The following is a 24,132-nucleotide window of genomic DNA, read 5'->3' as shown; positions in this document are numbered from 1 at the left end:
ATGAGCCGATGAAGTTAAATGAACGGCAGAAAAAAATACTCCAAATCGTCAAAGAAAACGGTCCGATCACTGGAGAACAGATTGCATCTGAACTCTCCTTGACGCGTGCTACCTTACGTCCGGATTTATCGATTTTGACGATGACCGGTATGCTGGAAGCGCGTCCACGCGTCGGTTATATGTATGTTGGTAAAAAAAACAGCTCCATGTTGCATGAAAAATTGGATACGTTGACCGTTGGCGAATTCATGTCTTCTGCGAAAGTCATTCATGAAGGGATGACGGTTTACGATGCGATCGTTCATCTGTTCCTCGAAGACGTCGGTTCGCTGTTCGTCGTCGGCAAAGATCATGCGTTAGTCGGTGTCTTGTCACGGAAAGACTTTTTACGGGCAGCAATCGGGAACCAGGAACTGGACTCGTTACCTGTCAATATCATCATGACACGGATGCCGAATCTGACGGTTTGTGAGAAATCAGAGACCTTGATCGGGGCAGGGATGAAACTCATCGAAAAACAGATCGATTCCATGCCGGTCGTCGAGCAGGTGGACGGAATCTTAAAAGTCGTCGGACGCATGACGAAGACAAACATGACAAAAGTGTTGGTCGCGCTGGCACGAGATGAGGAACTTTAAGAGGAGGTTCGCAGATGAGACAACGTATTTATGTAGTGAGTGACTCGGTCGGTGAAACATGTGAATTGGTCGTGCGGGCAGCAGCGATTCAGTTTCCGGAGCAAGCGATTGAAACGGTCCGGATACCATTCGTCGATGACGATCAAGTCATTTATGATTTAGTGTTACATGCAAAAGAAGAGCAAGCGACAATCGTCTATACCATCGTTCATGCCACACACCGCCGGCTTCTTGCAGAAACGGCACATGCGCACGAAGTCAAGGCGATTGATCTGTTGGGTCCGTTACTGGATACAATGGAGGGACGTCTTGGGATGCAGCCGAAAGAAGAACCGGGACTGATTTACCGGCTGGATGAAGAATATTTCCGGAAAATCGAAGCTGTTGAATTTGCCGTGAAATATGATGACGGTCGCGATCCGCGCGGTATCAAACGGGCGGATATCGTATTGATTGGTGTATCACGTACCTCGAAGACGCCGTTGTCTCAATACTTGGCGTTAAAACGTTACAAAGTGGCGAATGTACCGCTCGTCCCGGAATCGATTCCACCGGAAGAACTGTTCGATATCCCAAAAGAAAAATGTTTTGGATTATTGATTTCTCCCGAGAAGCTGATTGACATCCGGATGGAACGTCTCCGTTCGCTTGGACTGAAACCGGAAGCCGCTTATGCACAGATGGATCGAATCAACCGTGAACTTGATTATGCAAAAAATCTGTATGACCGGATTGGTTGCCAAGTCATCGATGTGACGAATAAAGCGGTTGAGGAAACGGCGAATCTCATCTTGACAGGGATTTCCGGCAAATCACATGACTAGTAAAGTATGCTTTCACGTAGTATACTAATCTAGCTGCTTAATGAGATGATGCAAATTTTCTAATGAAACGGAACGAGTATTCGTTCCGTTTCATTGCGGGTATATGTATATAAACGTTCGAAAGGAGAGGTGACCAATTGAAACGGCTTCCTGACGAATTGGTTGACCAAGTCCGACAAGCAACGGATATCGTTGAATTGATATCAGAACGTGTAGAATTAAAAAAACAAGGGAATCGTTATTCAGGGTTATGTCCTTTTCACTCTGAAAAATCCCCTTCTTTTTCTGTTTCTCCGGATAAAGGCATGTATTACTGCTTTGGATGCGGGGCAGGGGGAAACGCGATTACTTTTGTCATGGAGACGGAAGGGATGAGTTTTCCGGAAGCAGTCGTCAAGCTGGCGGATCGAACAGACATCAAACTACCAGAATTTGAACGGTCTGATCAAACGGAGTCCACACCCGATCAAGAAAAGAAATATCGGATGCGGGAAGCGCACCGGATTGTAGCGGATTTATACCATGAAGTCATGTTACAGACAGCTGCCGGTGACGCCGGAAGAGAATACCTCGAGCAACGGGGCATCCAGGAACCGGCGATGCGGGAATTTAAGTTGGGATACGCACCGGACCAGGACCGGTTTACGGTAGATTCATTGGCACGGCGGAACTTTGACTTGGATGAGATGGTAGAAGCAGGTCTGATTTCAATAAGCAGAGATGGCGATTATCGCGATCGATTCAATGGACGGGTCGTATTTCCAATTTCAGATCGTGATGGCACGATTGTTGGATTCAGTGGTCGCTCCATTGACGGAAGAGACCCGAAATATGTGAATACAGCAGAAACCCCTCTTTTTAATAAAAGTGAGTTGCTGTTCGGTTTCGCCCAGGCACGTGGTGCCATGCGGAAAAACAAGCAGGTTTTGCTTGTTGAAGGGAATTTGGATGTTGTACGTGTCGCTCAAGCGGGTATACCCTATACGGTAGCTTCTCTTGGAACGGCACTGACTCCGGTCCATGCTCAAAATTTAGGTAGAATCGTCGATGAAGTCATAGTTTGTTATGACGGAGACAAAGCGGGACGTGCCGCGACCCTTAAAGCATTACGCTTATTGGAGGATGTTGCGGTCGATTGTTCTGTGATTCGTCTTCCGGATGGAGAAGATCCCGATTCTTTTATCGGGACACAGTCGGAAGAGACCTTCCTTCGTTTAATTGAGCAGGAACGGATTTCAAGCCTTGAATTCAAATCTTTTTATTTTCGGCAAGGAAAAAACCTTCGATTAGAAGGAGAACGGGTCCGTTATATTGAAACTATGCTTGAGGAGATTGGTCGAACGGCCAATCCATTGTTACGCGATATCTATTTAGGGAAACTGGCTGAAGAGTTCCACTTGTCGAAAGAATCACTGTTGTCGCAAGTTAAGCCATTGCAACCGCAACAGGCTAAACCGAAACAAGAGCGACGGCAGGAGACACAAGTCGTGACATCTTCTCCTCAGGACCGTACCTTCTCGAATTGGAAACGAGCCGAACGTTTTCTGCTCGCTTATATGATCCGTTCAGAGGAAGTAGGTCTTGAGGTACGTGATCAGCTTGGTGTGGCGTTTAACGATCCAGCCCATCAACTGATTGCAGGAAAACTATATGAATTTTACGGAACAAACACCCCAGCGGATCCTGATCGTTTTCTGACGATGCTCCACGATGCATCGCTTCAGCGAATCGTAGCGGATCTGGAGTTTATGTTAATGCCGGAATATGATCCGGATTTATTGAGTCATTATATTCGTGCCGTTCAAAACGAACGGCAACGACGGACACTGGACGAGGAAAAGTCACAGTTGAGTCAACAAACAGATATCCGTGCTCAAGCGGAGCTAATGCAGGCGATCATTGAACGGAAACGACGTTTGAAAGATCGATGACCTGCTGCATGATGTGGAAGGAGTGTATGGTTCGATGGCAGAAAAAGCAAGATCAGAAGCAGAAATACTCCGTCTCGCGAAGGATGAACTAATCGCGCTCGGACACAAGAATGGTGAACTATCGCATCAAAAAATCGAGGATAAACTCAGTTCGTTTGAATCGATGGATGCGCAACAATTCGAAGAATTCCTTCAACTGCTCGAAACAGAAGGCATCAAGGTCAATAACGATGGGACGGGTGACGACAAGGAAGAAGCGGATTTAAACGATCTTTCGGTCCCGCCGGGCGTTAAAATCAATGACCCTGTCCGGATGTACTTGAAAGAAATCGGCCGTGTCGATCTATTGAACGCCGAAGACGAAGTCGAACTCGCGAAACGAATTGAACAAAACGACGAAGAAGCTAAGAAACGTTTAGCGGAAGCTAACTTACGGTTGGTCGTTTCGATTGCGAAGCGTTACGTCGGTCGCGGCATGCTGTTCCTTGATTTGATTCAAGAAGGAAACATGGGACTGATCAAAGCAGTTGAAAAGTTTGACTATACAAAAGGATATAAATTCTCGACTTACGCTACCTGGTGGATTCGTCAGGCCATCACACGTGCAATTGCCGACCAAGCACGGACAATTCGGATTCCGGTTCATATGGTTGAAACGATCAACAAACTGATTCGTGTCCAACGTCAATTGCTTCAGGATTTAGGACGCGAACCGACTCCGGAAGAGATTTCAAAAGAAATGGAAATCACTCCAGAAAAAGTACGTGAGATTCTGAAGATTGCACAAGAACCGGTTTCGCTCGAAACGCCGATCGGGGAAGAGGATGATTCACATCTCGGAGACTTCATCGAAGACCAAGATGCGACAGCTCCTCAAGATGCGGCTGCGTATGAGTTGTTAAAAGAACAGCTTGAAGATGTCCTCGATACGTTGACGGACCGTGAAGAAAATGTGTTACGCCTTCGTTTTGGTTTGGACGACGGCCGGACGCGGACACTTGAAGAAGTCGGGAAAGTATTTGGCGTCACACGTGAACGGATTCGTCAGATTGAAGCGAAAGCGTTACGTAAATTACGTCATCCAAGTCGTTCAAAACGTCTAAAAGATTTCCTCGATTAATTCAAAGTGTGAAGAAAATATGAAATTTTAGTGAGAAGGGAGAAAAAGTTTTGTTTTTTTCTTCCTTCTCTGTTTTTTTTACAGTAGAATAGTAACGGGGAATACCATTCAGTCACCAACTTGGTTGGGTAGAGAATATGGGGGGGAATCCAAATGCGTAATCCGTTAGTACCGTTCGCATCGATTGCGATCATCGCCATCATCGCCATGATTTCATTGTCATACTTTGGGGTCGATCAGGTAAAACAAGCTGAAAAAGGTCCATCAACAGCTGAAATGAAGCCGGAAGATCTGTTTGCATCTAAAGGATGCACAGGATGCCATGGTGGAAATCTTGAAGGTGGAGTCGGTCCGAACTTAACAAAGATCGGCGCGAAGCTGAAAGAAGAAGAAATTAAAGAAATCGCTATGAACGGTAAAGGGCAAATGCCTGGCGGTCTTGCGAATGACGAAGAAGCCGCTGCTTTAGCAAAATGGCTCGCTGCAAAGAAATAAGTCAATTTACATCCGTCTCTTCTCCGAGATGGATGTTTTTTTTGACGAATTTTAAGGAAGCGACTGTTTCTTTTTTTCGTCAAGTCCGCTATTTTAAAAAGAGAGTGAACAGAGGAAGGATGAATCAGATGCAAACAAACGTCATACTTGATCAACGCCTACAAAAAGTCGTGTCTTATATTCCACAAGGAGCCGTACTCGCGGACATCGGATCCGACCACGCTTTTGTGCCTTGTTACTGTATCCAACAAAACTTGATTGAACGTGCGATTGCCGGTGAAGTCAACGTGGGACCGATGGAAGCAGCACAAGGGCAGGTTGCGCTTGTTCAGTTAGAAGATAAAGTCGATGTCCGCCTCGGAAGTGGCCTGACGGTTTTGACACCGGGTGAAGTGACGGCGGTAACGATTGCCGGAATGGGTGGAACGTTAATCGCTTCGATTTTGGAAGAAGGCAAAACTCATTTATCTGGAGAAGAACGGCTGATTCTGCAACCAAACGTCGATGCAGTTGATGTGCGGAAGTGGCTGCTTGCTAATGATTATGCCTTGTTATCGGAAGCGATCGTCAAAGAGAATGAGAAGATTTATGAAATTCTTGTTGCGGAAAAAGGAGAAGAATCCTTATATTCGGAGGATGTCGACCAACGGGAGTGGGAACTGTATTTTGGTCCGCAATTGACACGGGAAAAGGCACCGGCATTCATTGAAAAATGGCAGACTGAAAAACAAAAAAGACAATATATCCTGGAACAAATGCAGCGCGGGAACGATTCGGATGTCCTGCAGGGAAAAATTGCGAACATCGAACGGTTGATTCAAAAAATGGAAGAGGTGACGAACTGATGGCAAACGGTCAACAAGTCATTGAGCAGTTCGAAGCATTTGCGCCGAAAAAATTTGCCTTTGAAGGAGATCCGATCGGCTTGCAAATCGGGACACTCCATAAAGAAGTGAAACGGGTCCTTGTCACATTAGATGTATTGGAGTCCGTCGTGGAGGAAGCAATTGAAAAGCGAATCGATTTAATCATCGCCCACCATCCGCCGATTTTCAGCAAACTTCCCAAAGTGACGGATCAATCGGCTGCGGGACGGATCGTCATGAAATGCATCAAACATGATATTGCCGTTTATGCCGCCCACACGAACTTAGATGTTGCGGAAGGCGGTGTCAATGACCTGATGGCAACGGCATTAGGCATCACGGATACGAAGGTTCTGGTGCCGTCTTTCGAAAATACGCTGTATAAACTCGTTGTCTTCGTTCCGGAATCTGCCGTACAACAGGTCTCGGAAGCGTTAGGGAAAGCAGGAGCGGGGCATATTGGAGCATACAGTGACTGTCAGTTCCACACGACGGGAATCGGACAATTTAAAGCAACGACGGAAGCGAATCCGTATGTAGGACAACCTGGACAACTGGAGCAGGTAAAAGAAGTACGAATCGAAACGATTGTCACGGAATTAAACCAAAAGCAGGTCATTCGGGCAATGATAAAAGCCCATCCGTATGAAGAAGTCGCGTACGACGTGATTCGTCAAGAGATTGAATCGCCGTCACTTGGTCTCGGGCGGATTGGCCGATTAAAAGAAGCCGTTCCTTTAAAAACGTTTGCCGAACAGGTCCGGTCAGCCTTTGGGGTTGAGAACTTACGGTTTGTCGGTGATGAAAACCGAATGATTCAAAAAGTCGCTGTATTAGGCGGAGACGGGAACAAGTATGTTTCGACAGCAGCCTTTGCCGGAGCAGATGTATTAGTGACAGGTGATTTATATTTCCATGTCGCACATGATGCGATGGCACTTGGACTCGCCGTAGTTGATCCCGGACATCACGTTGAGTCGGTCATGAAACAGGGCGTCGTTAATCTATTAGCAGAACGATTTGAAAAACAGAACATCAAAGGTGTCAAACTGTTTGTCTCAGAGACGAATACAAATCCGTTTCAATTTCTTTAAAAAAATGATTCCTGACCGTCGAATATGGTCAGGAATCATTTTGTTTAAAGTATTTTAACTTTTGGTAAGATACGGCGCAATTCGAGGAACGGCGTCTTGTCATGCGTGCTGATATCAGCAGGATCATACTGTTGTAAGAAGTCGATGACTTTTTTAGTAATCGGTGTTGGCGTTGAAGCACCTGATGTTACACCGACCTGATTGACACCGTCGAGCCATGATAGATCGAGTTCCGTTAAATCACCAATCCGGTGAGCCGGCGTTGCGGCAATATCAAATGAAACTTGTGCCAGACGGTTCGAGTTGTTTGAACGTGGATCGCCGACGACGATGACTAAGTCGCAATCACCGGCCTGTTCTGCAACAGCTTCCTGACGGACTTGCGTCGCATTACAAATTTCATTGTGCACTTCGACATGCGGATATTTTTCGCGGACATGCCCCATCAATGCTTGGACATCCCATTGGCTCATCGTCGTTTGATTCGTGACGATGATTTTTTTATTGGCGAGATGAGCAGGCAACGCTTCGATGTCTTCGACTTTTTCGATCAAGTGGACGTGTTCTGGTGCCACACCTACGGCTCCCTCAGGTTCCGGATGACCGTGTTTACCAACATAGATGACTTCATAGTCATCAGCGACGACAGTCCGGATCAGATCGTGTGTCCGGGTGACGTCCGGGCATGTTGCATCGACGACAGTCAGTTTTTTCTCGGCTGCGCGGGCATAGACCGCCGGCGAAATCCCGTGTGCTGTAAAGATGACGGTTCCTTCTTTGATCGTTTCGAGTGCTTCTAAACGGTCTGGACCATCTACGGTCAAGACACCCATCCGCTCGAATTCGCGTGTGACGTGTGCATTATGGACAATCATGCCTAAGATATGGATTGGTCGTGGTAAGTTATCGTTTAGTGCAGCTTGTTGAGCAAGTTTCATCGCATCGACAACACCGTAACAATAACCACGGGGACTGATTTTTTTAACAAGCATAGTCTAAATTCTCCTTTTGTATGGAAAGAATGATTATTTAGAGTGTACCATTGATTCAAGTTGAATGAAAATAGAGGAGTCTGCCGAAAGAGAATATCATGATATACTAATTGAGTTGTCTAGAAATGAGGAAGGGGTGAAAAGATGGAGACGAAAAAGATGATGCGGTCCTATTTTTTCCAAATCACGGCTGTTTTGTTCATTCTTATTTGTCTTGTCATCTCGGCACTTGCTTTTACAGCAGACCGCGTCACGATTTCACGAGTCGAACAGCAGACAGAAAAACAGAGTGAAAAAAGTGTCGAAGTCTCGAGTAATGCATTGCGTGACAGCGTCGGGAACTTACACGAAAAAATCATGAGTCTTCAATTGAATGTTACAAATATGAATAATCTCGATCGGGCGATCCGGGATTCGAATTTACTGGATATCGATACCGGATTCAAAAGCTTCTTTTATTATGATCGCAAAACCGATGAGATCACCTGGTTTTCGAGTGAGGATCGCCGTATTTCGGATTCGAAGATTCGTCGTGATGACTCTTTTATACAAGCCTTGACGAGTACGGATTTTCATATGAGTCCACGTTATGATATAGCGAATGATTCTTTGACCTATATGTATGTCTCGGTTCGAAATGGCAATGAGCGGGTCGGCGTATTTGGTGGCGGGCTCAGTCTGATGAATTCCGTCGTTTTTCGAAATTCACTGGAATCGTTTGATGATGATACGATGGCCTATTTATTTAACAGCCAGGGTGAACCGCTCGCAACCTCGAAAAACCTCGTAACCGATCAAGAACGCCTCTTGAGTCAAAGTGTTGTCGATCGGGCCTTCAAAAGCAGCAAACCGTATGAAATCTTCAGTACCAATAAAGATATGTACTATTTTGCACGCGATTTGAAGGTGACTGATTGGAAAATCCTGGTGCGGACACCGCGGAGCGTCTTTTACGAACCGGTCTATACGACACGGCAACAATATCTGGTCATTGCGGCTCTTACACTGGTGCTCAGTCTGATTGTCGGTTATTTGATGTCGCGGCAATTGACGGCGCCGCTGCTGGAGCTTGTTCAAAAAATCGAAAAAAGTACGACGCCGCAACCAATTACCCTGGAACGTTCCGGCTCAAATGAAGTCAAGACCTTGGTCTCCGCCTACAATGAATATGCGCAACGGATGGAACATGCACGGGTCGAACAGTTGAGTCAGCAACAGGTCATCTTACATCAGGAAAAACTGGCATCGCTCGGACAACTCGCGGCAGGAATTGCCCACGAAATCCGGAATCCGTTGACGCCGGTTAAGATGGCGTTGCAATTGCTGTCAGAAGAAAAACAGAATAATCCGGATATGATGCAAATTGCCTTATCCGAACTGGACCGGGCCAACCAATTAATTCAGACGATGCTTGATTTATCCAAGAATGATAAAACAACGCTGGCGATGGCGCAGATTGACATGAAAAAAATGATGGAGAAATTAACGTTCATTCTCGAATCGAAATCGCATCCTTACGAAGCGGACTGCAAAATCTACACACCGGCACATATGCCGTCGTTGTATGCTTCGGAAAACGGCTTGTTGCAGGTGCTGTCGAATTGTATCGGAAATGCGCTTGACGCTGTCGAATCAAAAGGACCGGACGGAATTTGTCATGTCCACCTCCACGTCTATCCGGATCAGTTTGTATTCATTGTCCAGGATAACGGGATCGGAATGGATGAAAATCAAATTCTGATGCTGGGTCAGGCGTTTAACACATCTAAAATCAATGGCAACGGGTTGGGATTGTTCATGTCCAATCAAATTGTCCGTCAGCATAATGGACGAATCGAAGTCGACAGTAAAGTCGGCGTCGGCACGACGGTGCAACTCTTTTTCCCAAGACGGGAGGAGCAGGCATGAGGTTCAATAAGTCCTGGTTGTTTGTTTTGATCATTTGGATTGCATCCGTCCTCGTCATTTCCAACATGTTTGTCCAAAAGGAAACAAGTCCTAAACGGAATGTCGTGGGGTTTACGATTGTCAATGACAAACATGAATTTGCACAACGGTTGATCAATGCCTTCAAGGCGGAAGCGAAAGCGAATAAATATGAAGCGTTGGTGGCGACGTCACAAAATTCCCGCATCAGTGAACGCGAACAGATTTTGGAATTCGTCAAATTGAAGGTGGATGCTATCTTTATCACGACATTGGATGATGTCTATATCGGCAGTGCCATCGAAGAAGCGAAAAAAGCAGGGATTCCTGTATTTGCGATTGACCGTATGATTCACTCAGATGCTGTCGTGAGTTCGATTACATCCAATAATCAAGTGATCGGGGAACAATTGGCTTCCTATATTAAGAATGAGTTAATCAAGCGTACCGGTCAGTCAACAGGGCGCATCGTCGAGATCACGGGTACGGCAAACGTCTATACGACAAACGAACGGCACCGGGGATTCTTAAAAGGAATCGAAAATGAGTCGACGCTCTCCATTGTCGATTCAGCCAGCGGAAACTATGATCCGGTCACATCCGAACGTGTCATGCGGCAGGTGATTGACTCCGGAATTCCGTTCGATGCGGTCTACTGTCACAATGATGATATTGCGATGGGCGTACTCGAAGCATTGAAAAAAGCGAAGATTTCCGGAAAAATAGTTGTCGGAATTGATGGGAATCGTGCTATATTAGAAGCTGTTGACATGAAATCGATGGACGCGACGGTCGTCCAGTCCGCTGAAGAGATGATGAAAGTCGCCTTCAGCGCGTTGAAGCTTCATACGAAAAACAAAAAAATTCCCGATCGTTTCTATACGTATTCATATTTGTATGACGGTAGTAGACCAATACCCATGTTGAACTGAAGAAATAGATGGTGAAGGCGGACGATTCGCCTTTAATTGTTAAAGAAAGAGAAAGGATGGTGACAAATATGAATGGATTTACCCATTTCGATTTGCACCCGTTCGTCGTCGAAGCACTCGAAGACGCACGTATTAAAAAACCAACCGATATTCAATCACGGATTATTCCGGCAGCGCTCAAAGGGCGGGATATCATTGGACAATCACAGACAGGGACAGGAAAAACGTTATCGTTCCTCTTGCCGATCGTTCAAAATGTCAATCCGGAACTTCAAGAAATGCAAGCCATCATCGTTGCGCCGACGCGCGAACTGGCTTGGCAGATTCATGAGGAATTGAAATCAATTCTCGTCAAACAACCGGATTACATCAAGACAAGTCTTATCACAGGTGGAATGGATCGCGAACGTCAAATCGGACGCGTCAAAGTCTCACCGCAAATCGTGATCGGAACACCTGGACGTATTTTGGATCTCTTTAAAGAACAAGCATTGAAACCGCATTTCGTGAAACATTACATCATCGATGAAGCGGATCAAATGCTTGACATGGGATTCCTACCGGAAGTCGACCGGATTGCCCAAGCGCTTCCTGAAAAGTTGCAGATGATGGTCTTCTCGGCAACGATTCCTGAAAAACTGCAACCGTTCTTGAAAAAATATATGAACAATCCACGTTATGCGCATGTGGATCCGAAACAACAGACAGCGAAAAAAATCGTACACCATACGGTTCCGGTCAAGCACCGCGATCGTTCTGATTTAACGTTGAAACTGGCGAAAGCCCTCAACCCGTATATCTGTCTTGTCTTTACGAATACGAAAACAGAAGCCATCGAACTCGAAGCTCTCTTCCTTGAAGCGGGACTCAATGTCGGTTCGCTTCATGGTGACTTGCCGGCCCGCCGCCGGAAACAAGCCATCAAGGAAATCAACGAAGCCAAATACCAGTACGTCATCGTAACGGATCTTGCTGCACGCGGCATCGATATTTCAGGTGTTTCTCACGTCATCAACCACGGCATTCCGAAAGACCTCGACTTCTATGTTCACCGTGTCGGTCGGACAGGACGTGTTGATCAGGACGGATTGGCTTACACATTGTTTGAAGATCATGAGAACGGTTCGATTAACCGTCTTGAGGACCGTGGTATCGAATTCATTAACGTGGATGTGAAGAGTGGTCAAGTCAGCGAAGTGAAAGAACGACGCCGTGCAAAACCACACATGAAGACAGCGGTTTCGAAAACAGCTCACAGCCGTTTATCCGGTGAAGCTGCAAAAGCGAAAAAACGTGTCAAACCAGGTTATAAAAAGAAACACCAGTATAAGCTGAAAGAAACAGCAAAACGCGAACGAATCAAAGAACAACGCGGAATCGGGCGTGCTGAGCGTAAAGCAAACGCCAGTAAAACAAAATAATCAGTCCTCGGCATTTCAGGAGGACGGTTTGAGCAAAGTCTACGACAGAATTCGTAGACTTTGTTTTTTTTAGTATCGCTAAAGGTTCTTGTTTTTTTTGACATTTGGTACACTAGAAGCAGAAGAAGGGTGGAATTTTTAATGAAAATCGGTTCACATGTGTCTCTTTCAGGCAAAAAAATGTTACTCGGTGCGAGTGAAGAAGCAGCTTCTTATGGTGCGACGACCATGATGGTCTATACGGGAGCACCCCAAAATACAAGACGGAAACCGATTTCGGATTTACGGATTCCAGAAGCCTTGTTGCATATGGAAGCAAACGGGATTGAAGAAATCGTCGTCCATGCCCCTTATATCATCAATTTAGGCAATACGACGAAACCGGAAACGTTTGAATTAGCCGTCTCATTTTTAGGAGAAGAAATCCGGCGAGCGGAAGCTCTCGAAAAAGCAAAACATATCGTCCTTCACCCAGGTGCACATGTCGGTGCCGGGGAAGAAATTGGAATCAAACGAATTATTGAAGGACTCAATGAAGTATTAACGGGAGATGAAAAAGTAAAGATCGCTCTCGAAACGATGGCCGGAAAGGGGTCGGAAATCGGTAAGACATTTGAAGAACTGGCAGAAATCATTGCCGGTGTGACGCATAATGACCGCCTGTCCGTCTGTCTCGATACGTGTCACGTCCATGATGCCGGTTATGACCTGATTCATGACCTGGACGGAGTATTGGAATCGTTCGATCGTATTGTCGGGATTGACCGTCTTGGCGTGATCCATGTCAACGATTCGAAAAATATTCGCGGAGCCAAAAAAGACCGTCACGAAAATATCGGGTTTGGTGAAATCGGTTTTGATCCGTTACATCGAATCGTCCATCATCAGGATTTGGCCCATTTACCAAAAATCCTCGAAACACCGTATATCGGACTGGATCCAAAAAAGAAGGTCGCCCCTTATCGTGAAGAAATTGCCATGTTACGCTCTGGAAACTTTGACGCCGAGTGGCGCTTGCCACTGATCGGTACATCCATTTAAATGAGAGAGGTGTCTGTCGCGTGTGCCATCTATTAGTCGTTGAAGAATCGGAATTTGCCTTAAGGCAAGCAGTCGTCTTATATTATGAAACGAAAGAACCGTTTTATTTACCGGCGGAGCTAGCCGAAGGGGAAGAAGTATTTTTGGCGACGAAAGATGGAATCGTTGCGTATGCGGAAGTTTTGTTCAGCGAGTACACAACACGACCGGCAGATCCTCATTGGCTGACAGAAGGGGATGAACAGGAACGCACGTATGCCTGCCTCGATTTAATCAGCGTGGATTTACGGCATCCGCTGTTAGGGTCTCCCTTATCAGGATTACAGGTGAATCCCGGACAAACGGATTTGAAAGGCAGACAGTGGTTGGTGGAGGCCTGGCAAGCCGGACATTTTGAGTCGGATGTGACAACAATCGAGCAAGCAAAAAACCGTCGGATGGAACGTTTTCGTGAGCGAAATCATCTTGCGCCGCTAAAAGCGTGTTGCGAAATGTGTGGAAACACGCAGCAATCCATTCTCGAATGGCACGAACATCACGGTCACTTTCAGACACTTTGTCCGACGTGTCATCGATTGGCACATCAAAGTATTGAAAAAATGGAAGACGTTGCGGCCACGTCGGATCAAGCTTCTCCCAAACAGTAAGTGTCTCAGTGGGTTATTCCTGAGTCGCTTACTGTTTTTTAGATGGCGTCTCCATGATATAATCAAGACTGATAATTATTATCAGTGAAAATGGAGTAACTGGAGGAAAGTGCATGACTGATTTAGCAATGATTCCGATTGGTAAACCTGTAGTGATGACAGATTTAAATAAAATTGAAGATCGACTCCGGAGACGCCTGCTTGCTCTTGGATTTTATGAAGGGTGTCCCGTCGTCGTCAGGAGACGAGCCAGCTTTCAAGGTCCTTTGACGATAGAACAACGTGACCACCACCAAATGATTGCGATTCGTAAAAGCGACGCAAAAAACATTGGGGTGTTCTTACCATGACACAAAAAATTGCCTTACTCGGAAATCCGAATACCGGAAAAACTTCTTTATTTAACCGTTTAACAGGATCTTATGCTCATGTTGGTAATTGGTCCGGTGTGACGGTCGATAAAAAAGTCGGTAAATTACACGGAAATCGTGGACAACTGATTGATTTACCCGGTGTCTATGATTTAGATCCGTTATCTGCAGATGAAGCCGTCGTAGCCCGTTTCCTGATGGAAGAATCGTTTGATGGCATGATCAATATCATCGATGCTTCACAGTTGGAGCGAAACTTACAATTGACAGCCCAACTCTTGGAAATTGGAAAGCCGATTCAAATCGGATTAAATATGATGGATGTCGCCCGGAATCGTGGTACGACGATTGATGCGGAGGCATTAGCACGTGAACTTGGTGTCGACGTGTTTCCGATTGTCGCCCGGACGGGAGATGGCTGTGAAGTGTTGTTGTCATCGATTCCTGAAGCGGCAAAAAAACATGTACCTTTACGAATCGATTATGGACAAAAAACGGAACAGGCGATTACGACCATCATCGAGTTAGCCGATTTACAGGAACATGAACGCTGGATGGCTGTTCAGTATTTAGCCGGGAACCGTGTCTTCGTGGAGTACCTGGAAACAAAGTCGCCCCGTATCATTGAAGTTCGAAAACAGTTGGAACACCAGCTTGGACGGTTTATCCATGCGCACATTACGGAGTGCCGACGGAACTGGGCCGTTGCGATTCGTGCCGGCTCGGTCGTCGAAGAAAAATCAGACCGGAAGACATGGACGGACCGGATTGACGCGGTCGTCACGCATCCGATTTTGGGGTTGCCGATCTTCTTTGCCGTTTTATACGTTTTATTCCACGTCACGTTTAACTGGATTGGTGCACCACTCTCTGATTTGTTAGGAGCCTTTATTGAAGGTCCGATTTCGTCGGGAGTCGTCTTTGTTTTGACACAACTTGGGGCATCCGGCTTCATCCGAGACTTGTTAATTGATGGTGTCATCGCAGGTGTCGGTGGTGTCCTCGTCTTTGTTCCACAAATCTTTGTCCTGTTCTTCTTCATCTCGTTTCTTGAAGATTCTGGATACATGGCACGTGTCGCCATCGTCATGGACCGTTTCATGCAGATGGTCGGATTGAACGGGAAAAGCTTTATCCCGATGATCATTGGGTTCGGTTGTAACGTTCCGGGCATCATGGCCGCACGTTCGGTAGAAGAAGAACGCGAACGTCTCGTGACGATTTTCATCTCACCGTTCATGTCGTGTTCGGCACGGTTACCAATTTATGCCGTATTCGCGGGCAGTTTTTTTGCAAGTAATCAAGCGATGATTGTTTTGTCGCTTTATATTTTAGGAATTGTTCTGGCGTTACTTGCGGCAAAAGTATTTTCAAAAGTTTTGGCAGCTGAAGAAGCAACAAGCTTGTTCTTGGTCGAACAACCGCCATACCGGGTTCCTCAAGGATTGACGTTATGGCGTAGCACATGGCAAAAAGGAAAAGGGTTTGTAAGGAAAGCAGGGACATTCATTTTCGGAGGATCGGTCGTCATCTGGTTGCTTGCTTATACGGGACCAGGCGGTTTTGATGTCAATATGAACGACAGTTTTCTTGCCATGATTGGTGGTCTGATTGCGATGTTGCTGATTCCACTCGGGTTCGGAACCTGGCAGGCGGGAGCCGCCTTGATTACAGGCTTCCTGGCAAAAGAAGTCGTTGTCTCGACGATGGCCATCATTTACGCCGTCAATGAATCAGAACTTGGACGCCAATTATCTGGTCAGTTCACACCGCTCAGTGCCTATAGCTTCATGGCGTTTGTCCTGCTTTATGTACCGTGCCTTGCGACGGTAGCTGTGATTCGACGGGAAGTCGGCAGTGCAAAATGGACGTGGATTGCCAGTCTGTACGGATTGTTTGTTGCGTATGGTATTTCATTCTTGATTTATCAAACGGGGCACGCACTCGGATTTTCGTAAAAGGAGGAAAGCAGGATGCATATGATTGATATTTTAATTGGACTGCTTGTCTTTGGATATGCCGGTTTTTCATTGATCCGTTTCACCAAAAAAGCGAAAAAAGGAAAATGTGCGACGTGTGAAGTGGAACCGACGTGTCAAACAGCTTGTGATGACGTCAATTGGGACAAAGTCATTGCCGAAGCACTAAAGAAATAACAAAAAAGCGTTTTTCTTCTCGATAACAGAAGAAAAACGCTTTTTATGTGGAATACGAATCCTTCTGTCGATCAAAACGGCCAGCGATCAGCGAGGAATAAAAATACCTTCATCCCAAGGAACACACCGAAAATTCCAACGATGGCCGGAAAGACGGGTGGAGCAGGGATTGGTAATTTAAGAGCAGTAAAGACGACACCACAGATGATACCTGCTAGCAAAGATAATAAAATTTGTTGAAGCATGAGGTCCAGTCCTTTCTTCATATGAAAAAACGCTTACAAGCTTATTATATGAAGATGTCTGACGTTAAACAACGATTATTTTTTAGCGGCAGTTGGATCAAAGGTGATCTTTTCTTCGGCACGTTCAACCGGTGTCCATTTTTGTTCAAGGGGATGCTCAAAAGACGGTTTTGCTTTTAATTTCCCGTTCGTATAAAGCTGAATCAGGATTTGTGATTCACAGGCTTGTTTGCCTTTTGTTACATAATGATAGTTGCCGAATTCATCCTGTTCGCGTGCTTTGACGTTATCCGCCATCGTTAAAGCCAAACAATCCTTGATATAGTTTTTCTGTTCCTCGTCAATGATCGGGAACAGAATTTCAATCCGTTTCCGCATATTGCGTGTCATCCAGTCGGCACTGGAACAATAAATCAAATCGTCTCCATTATGGTGGAAGTAAAAAATACGGGAATGCTCCAAATAACGATCGACGACGGACGTGACACGGATATTTTCCGAGATACCTTTGATTTGGGGGCGAAGGCAACAGACGCCGCGAACAATCAATTCAATTCTGACTCCTGCGCGTGACGCTTGATACAGTTTCACGATAATATCTTTTTCCGTCAAACTGTTCATTTTAGCGACGATTCGTCCATTACCATGTTTTTTATGGTACTTGATTTCTTCATCAATCAATGATAAAAACTTCTCGAGCATCGAGTTCGGTGAGGTGTGAAGGGCATTCCATTTAGGCTGCTCCCCGTAACCCGACAACCAATTGAAGAAGTTCGTTGCATCTTCTGCAATTTGTTCCCGTGCCGTCAAAAGACCGATATCGGTATATAATTTAGCCGTGGAATCATTATAATTACCTGTTCCGAGATGGACAAACCGCTGAATCCGGCCTTCCTGTAACCGGACGATCAATGTAATTTTTGAGTGTGTCTTTAAATCGCTGTAACCGTAAATGACGTGAGCGCCTACTTTTTCCAACTGTTTGGCCCATTCGATATTTTTCGCTTCGTCAAAACGTGCTTTTAATTCAACGAGCACCGTGACCTGTTTCCCGTTCTCTGCAGCAGTTTTCAATGCTTTGATAATCGGAGAGTCGCCGGATACGCGGTATAACGTTTGTTTAATCGCCAAAACGTTCGGATCGTTAGCAGCCTGTACAATCAGACGGACGATCGGATCGAACGTATGATACGGGTGATGCAGCAAATAATCCTGTTGCAGAATTTGATCAAACAAATTCTTCGATTTTTCAAGTGCCGGCGGTTCGACAGGCATGATCGTCTGATAAATCAAATGGTCGTATTCGACCCCGATCTGGCTGTAAAACGCAAAAGCGAACGTCAAATCAATCGGACCATCGACGGCATAAATGTCCCGGTCTTGTAAGTCGAGCACATCGCGTAACATATTGAGTAAGTTCGTGTTGATGGCATTCTTCTGAATTTCAAGTCGAATGCCGACTCCCCACCGCCGTTTTTTCAGTTCTTTTTCAATCAATTTCAATAAATCGTGTGTTCCTTCTTCATGGAACGGTAAATCTGCGTTTCGTGTAATCCGAAACGGCATCGCTGATAAGACACGATAGCCTTTAAACAAAGAGTCAATGAAGGAAATGATGACATCTTCCAGTAGAATTACAGCAGTCGTTTCCTCATCCTCTACGGGTAAATCAACGAAACGCGGCAGGACGGCCGGCACTTGAACAAGTGCCAGATTCCGTTTTGAACCGTCTTCCGCTTCAAGGGCCGTCGCAATGTTCAACGATTTAGACGACAGCATCGGAAACGGACGGTACGCATCGACCGCGACAGGTGTCAGAACCGGAAAAACTTGTTCTCTGAAGAATGCTTTCACATATTCTGCTTGCATTTCATTTAACTCGTCATTCTTCAGGAAAGAAATTCCTTCTGCTTTTAGCGCCTGGGTGACGTCTTTAAAGGCTTCGTATTGTTGATCGACAAGCTCTTTTGTTTTCGTAGCGATGGCACGTAACTGTTGTTTCGGTGTGAGTTGCTGTTTGTTTTCGGGTTTATTGAATCCAGCCAGTACTTCATCCTTTAATCCACCGACACGAACCATATAAAACTCATCGAGGTTGGAACTGAAGATACCTAAAAACTTAAATCGTTCCATCAATGGATTTCGTGTATCCGTCACTTCTCCTAAGACACGTTCATTGAATTGTAACCAGCTGATTTCCCGGTTGTTAAAAAACTCTGGGGAGTCAATCTTCACGTAAGGCCGCCTCCTTTATTGTCAAACTGAATGGACCGATCAATGATACGTTCCAGGTGTTTTTTTTGTTTCTCTGCTTTTTCGACTTCAAAACCGTAATCATGATCACCGGTATCGAGAATGATCCGGATATCTTTTTTATCTTTTTCAAGAGTCACTTCAAGACTGTCGACGGCACGACGTTCTGTCACATCAAGTGCTTCCGTCAATTTCAGAATGGATCCGAGTAAATCAAACCGCTCGATCGATTTATCCGTGAACCAATCCTTAAACGGTTTTAAGAGCTGTTGCATCCGTTTCGAAGACGAATATGAACTGACGAGTGCCAAAGCTAAACGGTCTTTATGCGTCATTCCTTTTAAATCGGTATTCGTCAAAAGATAAAACGTTTGATTCGACCGGGTATCCGGATTGATGTATTGCCCGCAATAAAGTAAGCGACTGGCGGAATCCAGTAATCGTAAGTCGGCGGCCCGTTCCGGAATGATTTCGAGTGTCACCAATTGGCGGTAAATTGATTTGGCAATCGTGCCGAGATAGTTCATCCGGTCACGGTTGACTTTGTAATCACTTTCCAGCTGATAAAGACTTTCTTCGCGTACATTCTCGATACGCCGCTGTTCCTGTTCGTGTAAATCATATTCGTAGACAAGACCTTCCCGTAACCCGTAATTACTCATCACGAACTGGTCTGCCTCGATATGTAGTGCCAGCTCATGAATCGCGATTAACGCTGGTAAGAAGATATCGACCCGGTCCTTGGACAACCCTTCGACTTTCATCAACTGTTTAGGCGCCTTGTCCTCCAGTTCGTCAATCAGTTTCCCTAACTCTTTCGAGCGGACTTGGTATTGATGGATCCCATGCAAAGGATAGTCGAGTGTAGACTGATGAATGCGGACGAAGTTTCGTGCGGATCCACCGACACCGATCAACGGAAGTTTTTTATTTTTCATCCAAGGAATCTCGTCGAATTGTTCACGCAGGAATTTAATCAGCTTCTTTTGTTCACCTGACGTCATGGTTTCTCCGGAGAGAAATTGACGAGTCAACGTGACAGCACCAAAAGGAAAACTATGATAAGCAATCATTTCCCGGTTCTCAATCAACGTCACTTCCATGGATCCGCCGCCGATATCAACGGAATATCCATCGGTCAGGAAAGTGGAATTGATAATCGCGAAATAGCCGTAGTAAGCTTCTTGTTCATCTGACAGGACCCGCATCGTAAAAGGCGTTTCCTGTTCGACAGCTTGGACGATGTCCTGCCGGTTACTCGCATTTCGAATGGCTGCTGTCGCCACGCAAATGGTTTCTTCGACGTGGTGGGTAATGCCGATTTCGTGAAACCGTTGTAGCGTTTCGCACAATAACCGGATGCCGACTGAGTCGAGAGCACCATTCGCATCAATATGAGCGGACAGGCGGGCGACGACCTTAACGTTGATTTTTTCGATGTATCGACCGGAATCGATTGGATGGAAAACGACATACCGGATCGAGTTGGACCCGATATCGATGACTGCTAATTCATTTTTCAAAACAAATCCGCCCCCTTTGAGTACTCAATCCATCTTTTCCCGAATCAGGGATTCTGAAAACGACAGCTTGTATCTTTTTATTGTACCTTGTGCCTCTCCCTAAAAGCGTCTATTCACAAAAAAGATACATCGGTTGCAACGAATGAAGGCTGGCGCTATAATAAGACAGTTGATAAGACGTAACTATTCCGTTTTAACATGAGACGGAAGGAGAGAATAAACATGACAGAACCCATTATTGAAATTAAACAACTGACATATGATTATCCGGATCGACGTGTCTTGAATGAAGTGACGTTTAATGTACAACAGGGACAATTCCTGGCCATCGTCGGAGAAAATGGATCCGGCAAATCGACGTTAATCAAATGTATGCTCGGTTTATTAAAACCTAAAGGTTCGATTCGTTTGTTCGGACAGGATCAAGCAGCCTTCAGTGACTGGTGGCGGATCAGTTACGTATCTCAAAAAGCAGCATCGTTCAATTCAGGCTTTCCGGTCACGGTCGCTGAAGTCGTCGAGATGGGGTTGTATGCGAAAAAAGGATTATTTCGGCGTGTGACGAAGCAGGATCGTCAAAAAGTAAAAACGGCGCTTGAAACGGTCGGCATGTGGGATCGACGCGATTCGAAAGTCGGTGACTTGTCAGGCGGTCAGCAACAGCGGGTCTTTATCGCCCGGGCGCTCGTCAATGATCCGGATTTGATGATACTGGATGAACCAACGGTCGGAGTCGATCAGCGGTACGTCAAAGAATTTTATGAAATCTTGGAAGAACTGCGACGTGATAAAAAACGGACTTTCGTCCTTGTGACACATGATATCCACTTCGTCAGCAAGCTTGTGACGGATGTGATTCATCTCGTTGACGGACGACTCGGGTGTAATTGCGGTATTAAAGAGTACTGGGAACTGGACGAGCAGACGATTCGGTCCTTGTATCCTGTTCCGGGACGTGTTCTTGTCCACCAAGGGGAGGTCGTCCAGTGATTGAAGCGTTCATGACATTAAAGTTCTTACAATATGCGCTTGTCGCGGCGGTATTGATCGGTTTTACGGCTCCGTTGATCGGCTCATTCGTCGTCGTCCGGCGAATGAGTTTGATTGCGGATGCGTTATCACACGTCACACTGGCCGGAATTGCCCTCAGCCTGTTGATATCCGGCATGGTTGCGAGTCTGGCCGATTTAAATCCGCTCTATCTCGGAATCGTGACATCGGTCATGGCGGCGTTGACGATCGATTGGCTGCGCGCGAAGTACAAACACTTTCAAGAGCTTGCCATCCCGATCATCATGGCGACCGGAATGGGGCTCGGTGCTATTTTCATCAGTCTGGCGAACGGCTTTTCAATGGATCTGGTGTCCTTTTTATTCGGGACGGTCTCGGCTGTGACTTTGACGGATGTTTATACGATTTTGATTGTTACAGGTGTCGTCATTTTATTTGTGATTGCGTTTTATAAAGAGTTGTTATTTTTATCGTTTGACGAGGAACAGGCACGGGTGTCCGGAATTCGTCTTCGGCTGGTGCACATTTTGTTCATGATCGTTGTTGCCCTGGTGATTGCGATTAGTATGCGTGTCGTCGGGATTTTACTGGTGTCCAGTTTGATCACCTTGCCTGTCGCAGCGGCGCTTCGACTTGCCAAAAGTTTCAAGGCGACAATTTTTTATGCCATCGTATTTGGCGAAGTGGCGACGATTAGCGGTTTGATTCTGGCGTATCAATTTGATTTAGCGCCAGGCGGCATGATTGTCATGCTGGCGGTCGCAGAACTTATTCTCGTGATGCTGATTGAACGGTTTTGGATCGGAGGGAAAATGCATGAAAAAAAACATCGAACAAGCGCGTGAACGGATGAAAGCATCCGGATTCAAAATGACACCGAAGCGTCTTGATTTATTGGCGTATCTGTTTGAAGCCAATCGGTATGTCAGTGCGCGGGAAGTCGCGGAAGAGTTGCGCCCATCACATCCTTCGCTCAGTTATGATACGATTTACCGGAATTTAAATGATTTTGCGGAAATCGATATTTTAGAGACAACTGAACTGGACGGGGAAATGAAATTCCGCGCTGCCTGTCAGTCTGGTCATCACCATCATCATTTGATTTGCCGGACGTGTGGAAAGACGGAAACACTGGATGTTTGTCCGATGGAATGGGTGTCACCGATTAAAGATTCAGGATTTGAGGTCGAAGATCATAAATTTGAGATCTATGGCCGTTGTGCCGCCTGTCAGAAATAAGGAGTTACCCGGTGTATTCCAAGTGAAAGCATTATTCAACGCAAGAGAGGGGGAACGGAGATCGATATCCGTTCCTCTTTTTTTGATTGACGCTTCTCGGTTCGTCCTGGCTTGAAATGAATTGAACTACCTCCACCTACGCTACGCTAAGAGGTGGAGGATTCCTGAGTTATCCGACCTATCGGTCGAAAAATGATCAGGCTAACCCCGTCGTCCCGACGGTTGAAGAAGCGAAGATACGTTCCGCTTCTCGTTTGAGATTCAGTCCTGCGTTCACATCCCGGTCGTGGTGGATCCCGCATTTCGGGCATGTCCATTCTCGCAAGCCGAGATGTTTCACGTCCTTGTGTTGATGACCGCAACTCGAGCACAGTTGGCTCGAAGCAAAGGTCTTGCTGACCTTCACGACAATCTTCCCGTACCAGTCCGCCTTGTATTCCAACATGCGGAAGAATTCCGACCAGCTGACGTCAGAGATGGACTTGCTCCACTTACGATTCTTCTGCATGTTCTTCACCTGCAAAGTCTCGATCCCGATGATGTCGTGGTTTTGGACGATCTCGGTCGATACCTTGTGCAGGAAGTCAGTGCGCTTGTTGGCGATCTTTTCGTGGATACGCGCAACCTTCCGCTTCTGCTTTTGGTAGTTCCTCGACTCGGAAAGTTTTACTTTCTTATTCAGAGCAATGCGTTGACGGCGGGAGAGCTTACGCTGTTCGCGCACCAGTTTCTTCTCAAGCGAACGGAAGTAACGGTCGTTCTTATAGATCGTGCCATCCGACAGGATGGCGAAGTTCTTGAGTCCGACATCGACGCCGACGGATGAACCGGTCTTCGGCAGTTCGTGGATTTCCTGCTCGACGAGCAGGGAGACGAAGTATTTCCCTGAAGCGTTACGTCGGATCGTGGCGTTCAAGATACGGCCTGTGATCTGTTTCGAATGGGCGAAACGAACCCATTTCAGCTTCGGAAGTTTGAGCTTGTTTCCGACGATTGACACTTCAGGAAGCTGGTTTTTACCTTGGATGTTGGTCTTGTACGACTGGACGGGATTACGCTTCGACTTGAATCGAGGACGTTTGTTCTGCTTGTTGAAGAAGCGGTCAAACGCATCGGCAAGATGTTTGACGCTGATCTGAACAGATGTGCTATCGACTTCCTTCAACCAGTCGAACTCCTGCTTTAACAAAGGAAGCCCTTTGGAACAAGAACCGTAGGACAGTCCTTTCCCAGTGGTCTTGTACAATTCCTCCCACTTCGCCAGGAAGTGGTTGAAGACGAAGCGCGAACACCCGATTGTCTTCGCAATCAGTATTTCCTGCTCTTTTGTGGGGTGGATTCTGAATTTGTAGGCTTTGTGCTTCAACACCATGTTTCACCTCCTTTAAAGGAAATATACCCGAAAGG

At 46.1% G+C, this 24,132-nt stretch carries 23 protein-coding genes; 18 read left to right on the top strand and 5 right to left on the bottom strand.

What is annotated here, in order from left to right; translation table 11 throughout:
* Positions 1-8: 8 nt before the first annotated feature.
* The 7 genes from ccpN (at position 9) to DVG79_RS08920 (ending at position 6,968) form a co-directional block, all read left to right on the top strand.
* The gene (ccpN, locus tag DVG79_RS08950) at positions 9-638 is read left to right on the top strand and encodes a transcriptional regulator CcpN (protein WP_114596404.1); all 630 of its coding nucleotides are present in this window, start codon (positions 9-11) and stop codon (positions 636-638) included.
* Between the two features lie 14 nt (positions 639-652).
* Positions 653-1,462 (top strand): pyruvate, water dikinase regulatory protein, encoded by an 810-nt coding sequence (locus tag DVG79_RS08945; RefSeq protein WP_026828977.1) that lies wholly within the window; start codon positions 653-655, stop codon positions 1,460-1,462.
* A gap of 137 nt (positions 1,463-1,599) precedes the next feature.
* Positions 1,600-3,393, top strand: a complete 1,794-nt coding sequence (gene dnaG, locus DVG79_RS08940; protein WP_114596403.1) for a DNA primase — start codon at positions 1,600-1,602, stop codon at positions 3,391-3,393.
* Between the two features lie 34 nt (positions 3,394-3,427).
* Positions 3,428-4,513: an RNA polymerase sigma factor RpoD gene (gene rpoD, locus DVG79_RS08935; protein WP_012369736.1), complete on the top strand. Its 1,086-nt coding sequence runs from the start codon at positions 3,428-3,430 to the stop codon at positions 4,511-4,513.
* A 153-nt stretch (positions 4,514-4,666) separates the two neighbouring features.
* Positions 4,667-5,008, top strand: coding sequence for a cytochrome c550 (cccA, locus tag DVG79_RS08930; protein ID WP_026828975.1), 342 nt, complete (start codon positions 4,667-4,669; stop codon positions 5,006-5,008).
* 128 nt (positions 5,009-5,136) lie between these two features.
* Complete coding sequence (locus tag DVG79_RS08925) at positions 5,137-5,853, top strand: tRNA (adenine(22)-N(1))-methyltransferase (RefSeq protein WP_114596402.1); 717 nt, start codon at positions 5,137-5,139, stop codon at positions 5,851-5,853.
* Positions 5,853-6,968, top strand: coding sequence for a Nif3-like dinuclear metal center hexameric protein (locus tag DVG79_RS08920; RefSeq protein ID WP_114596401.1), 1,116 nt, complete (start codon positions 5,853-5,855; stop codon positions 6,966-6,968). The genes DVG79_RS08925 and DVG79_RS08920 overlap by 1 nt, the downstream gene beginning before the upstream one ends.
* A 44-nt stretch (positions 6,969-7,012) precedes the next feature.
* Here the strand turns inward: DVG79_RS08920 and DVG79_RS08915 are convergent, their stop codons facing one another.
* A complete protein-coding gene (locus tag DVG79_RS08915; RefSeq protein WP_114596400.1) occupies positions 7,013-7,960 on the bottom strand; it encodes a 4-hydroxy-3-methylbut-2-enyl diphosphate reductase in 948 nt (315 codons plus the stop codon).
* 144 nt (positions 7,961-8,104) lie between these two features.
* Here DVG79_RS08915 and DVG79_RS08910 point away from each other — a divergent pair, with 144 nt between their 5' ends.
* The 8 genes from DVG79_RS08910 to DVG79_RS08875 all read left to right on the top strand — a co-directional run bounded on the left by DVG79_RS08910 (position 8,105) and on the right by DVG79_RS08875 (position 16,454).
* Positions 8,105-9,868 carry a sensor histidine kinase gene (locus DVG79_RS08910; protein ID WP_114596399.1) on the top strand — a complete coding sequence of 588 codons (1,764 nt, stop codon included), beginning with the start codon at positions 8,105-8,107 and terminating at the stop codon, positions 9,866-9,868.
* The gene (locus tag DVG79_RS08905; protein ID WP_114596398.1) at positions 9,865-10,818 is read left to right on the top strand and encodes a sugar ABC transporter substrate-binding protein; all 954 of its coding nucleotides are present in this window, start codon (positions 9,865-9,867) and stop codon (positions 10,816-10,818) included. Before DVG79_RS08910 ends, DVG79_RS08905 begins: the two co-directional genes overlap by 4 nt.
* 68 nt (positions 10,819-10,886) lie before the next feature.
* Positions 10,887-12,239: a DEAD/DEAH box helicase gene (locus tag DVG79_RS08900; RefSeq protein ID WP_026828969.1), complete on the top strand. Its 1,353-nt coding sequence runs from the start codon at positions 10,887-10,889 to the stop codon at positions 12,237-12,239.
* 141 nt (positions 12,240-12,380) lie between these two features.
* The gene (locus tag DVG79_RS08895; protein WP_114596397.1) at positions 12,381-13,280 is read left to right on the top strand and encodes a deoxyribonuclease IV; all 900 of its coding nucleotides are present in this window, start codon (positions 12,381-12,383) and stop codon (positions 13,278-13,280) included.
* A 20-nt stretch (positions 13,281-13,300) separates the two neighbouring features.
* Positions 13,301-13,927: a hypothetical protein gene (locus DVG79_RS08890; protein ID WP_114596396.1), complete on the top strand. Its 627-nt coding sequence runs from the start codon at positions 13,301-13,303 to the stop codon at positions 13,925-13,927.
* A 113-nt stretch (positions 13,928-14,040) separates the two neighbouring features.
* Positions 14,041-14,277 carry a FeoA family protein gene (locus tag DVG79_RS08885; RefSeq protein ID WP_026828966.1) on the top strand — a complete coding sequence of 79 codons (237 nt, stop codon included), beginning with the start codon at positions 14,041-14,043 and terminating at the stop codon, positions 14,275-14,277.
* Positions 14,274-16,256 (top strand): ferrous iron transport protein B, encoded by a 1,983-nt coding sequence (feoB, locus tag DVG79_RS08880; protein WP_114596395.1) that lies wholly within the window; start codon positions 14,274-14,276, stop codon positions 16,254-16,256. The genes DVG79_RS08885 and feoB overlap by 4 nt, the downstream gene beginning before the upstream one ends.
* Before the next feature lie 15 nt (positions 16,257-16,271).
* Positions 16,272-16,454 (top strand): FeoB-associated Cys-rich membrane protein, encoded by a 183-nt coding sequence (locus DVG79_RS08875; RefSeq protein WP_114596394.1) that lies wholly within the window; start codon positions 16,272-16,274, stop codon positions 16,452-16,454.
* 71 nt (positions 16,455-16,525) lie between these two features.
* Here the strand turns inward: DVG79_RS08875 and DVG79_RS08870 are convergent, their stop codons facing one another.
* The 3 genes from DVG79_RS08870 to DVG79_RS08860 all read right to left on the bottom strand — a co-directional run bounded on the left by DVG79_RS08870 (position 16,526) and on the right by DVG79_RS08860 (position 20,475).
* On the bottom strand, positions 16,526-16,699 hold the full coding sequence (locus tag DVG79_RS08870; protein ID WP_012369749.1) for a XapX domain-containing protein: 174 nt from the start codon (positions 16,697-16,699) through the stop codon (positions 16,526-16,528).
* 75 nt (positions 16,700-16,774) lie between these two features.
* The gene (locus tag DVG79_RS08865; protein ID WP_114596393.1) at positions 16,775-18,934 is read right to left on the bottom strand and encodes an RNA degradosome polyphosphate kinase; all 2,160 of its coding nucleotides are present in this window, start codon (positions 18,932-18,934) and stop codon (positions 16,775-16,777) included.
* Positions 18,931-20,475, bottom strand: coding sequence for a Ppx/GppA family phosphatase (locus DVG79_RS08860; protein ID WP_114596392.1), 1,545 nt, complete (start codon positions 20,473-20,475; stop codon positions 18,931-18,933). The genes DVG79_RS08865 and DVG79_RS08860 overlap by 4 nt, the downstream gene beginning before the upstream one ends.
* Before the next feature lie 222 nt (positions 20,476-20,697).
* Between DVG79_RS08860 and DVG79_RS08855 the strand changes: the two genes are divergently transcribed.
* Genes DVG79_RS08855 through DVG79_RS08845 form a run of 3 tightly spaced genes read left to right on the top strand, consistent with a single transcriptional unit; the run spans position 20,698 to position 22,725 of the window.
* Positions 20,698-21,465 carry a metal ABC transporter ATP-binding protein gene (locus DVG79_RS08855; RefSeq protein WP_114596391.1) on the top strand — a complete coding sequence of 256 codons (768 nt, stop codon included), beginning with the start codon at positions 20,698-20,700 and terminating at the stop codon, positions 21,463-21,465.
* Positions 21,462-22,331: a metal ABC transporter permease gene (locus DVG79_RS08850; RefSeq protein ID WP_114596390.1), complete on the top strand. Its 870-nt coding sequence runs from the start codon at positions 21,462-21,464 to the stop codon at positions 22,329-22,331. Before DVG79_RS08855 ends, DVG79_RS08850 begins: the two co-directional genes overlap by 4 nt.
* Positions 22,303-22,725: a Fur family transcriptional regulator gene (locus DVG79_RS08845; RefSeq protein WP_114596389.1), complete on the top strand. Its 423-nt coding sequence runs from the start codon at positions 22,303-22,305 to the stop codon at positions 22,723-22,725. Before DVG79_RS08850 ends, DVG79_RS08845 begins: the two co-directional genes overlap by 29 nt.
* 196 nt (positions 22,726-22,921) lie before the next feature.
* Here DVG79_RS08845 and tnpB read toward each other — a convergent pair whose 3' ends face one another.
* Positions 22,922-24,094: an IS200/IS605 family element RNA-guided endonuclease TnpB gene (gene tnpB / locus DVG79_RS08840; protein WP_114596579.1), complete on the bottom strand. Its 1,173-nt coding sequence runs from the start codon at positions 24,092-24,094 to the stop codon at positions 22,922-22,924.
* Between the last annotated feature and the right edge of the window lie 38 nt (positions 24,095-24,132).

This window comes from Exiguobacterium sp. RIT594 (genome assembly GCF_003339585.1).
Lineage (GTDB): Bacteria > Bacillota > Bacilli > Exiguobacteriales > Exiguobacteriaceae > Exiguobacterium_A.
The sequence above is the reverse complement of the archived record's forward strand: the minus strand, read 5'-3'. Positions and strand labels throughout refer to the sequence as shown.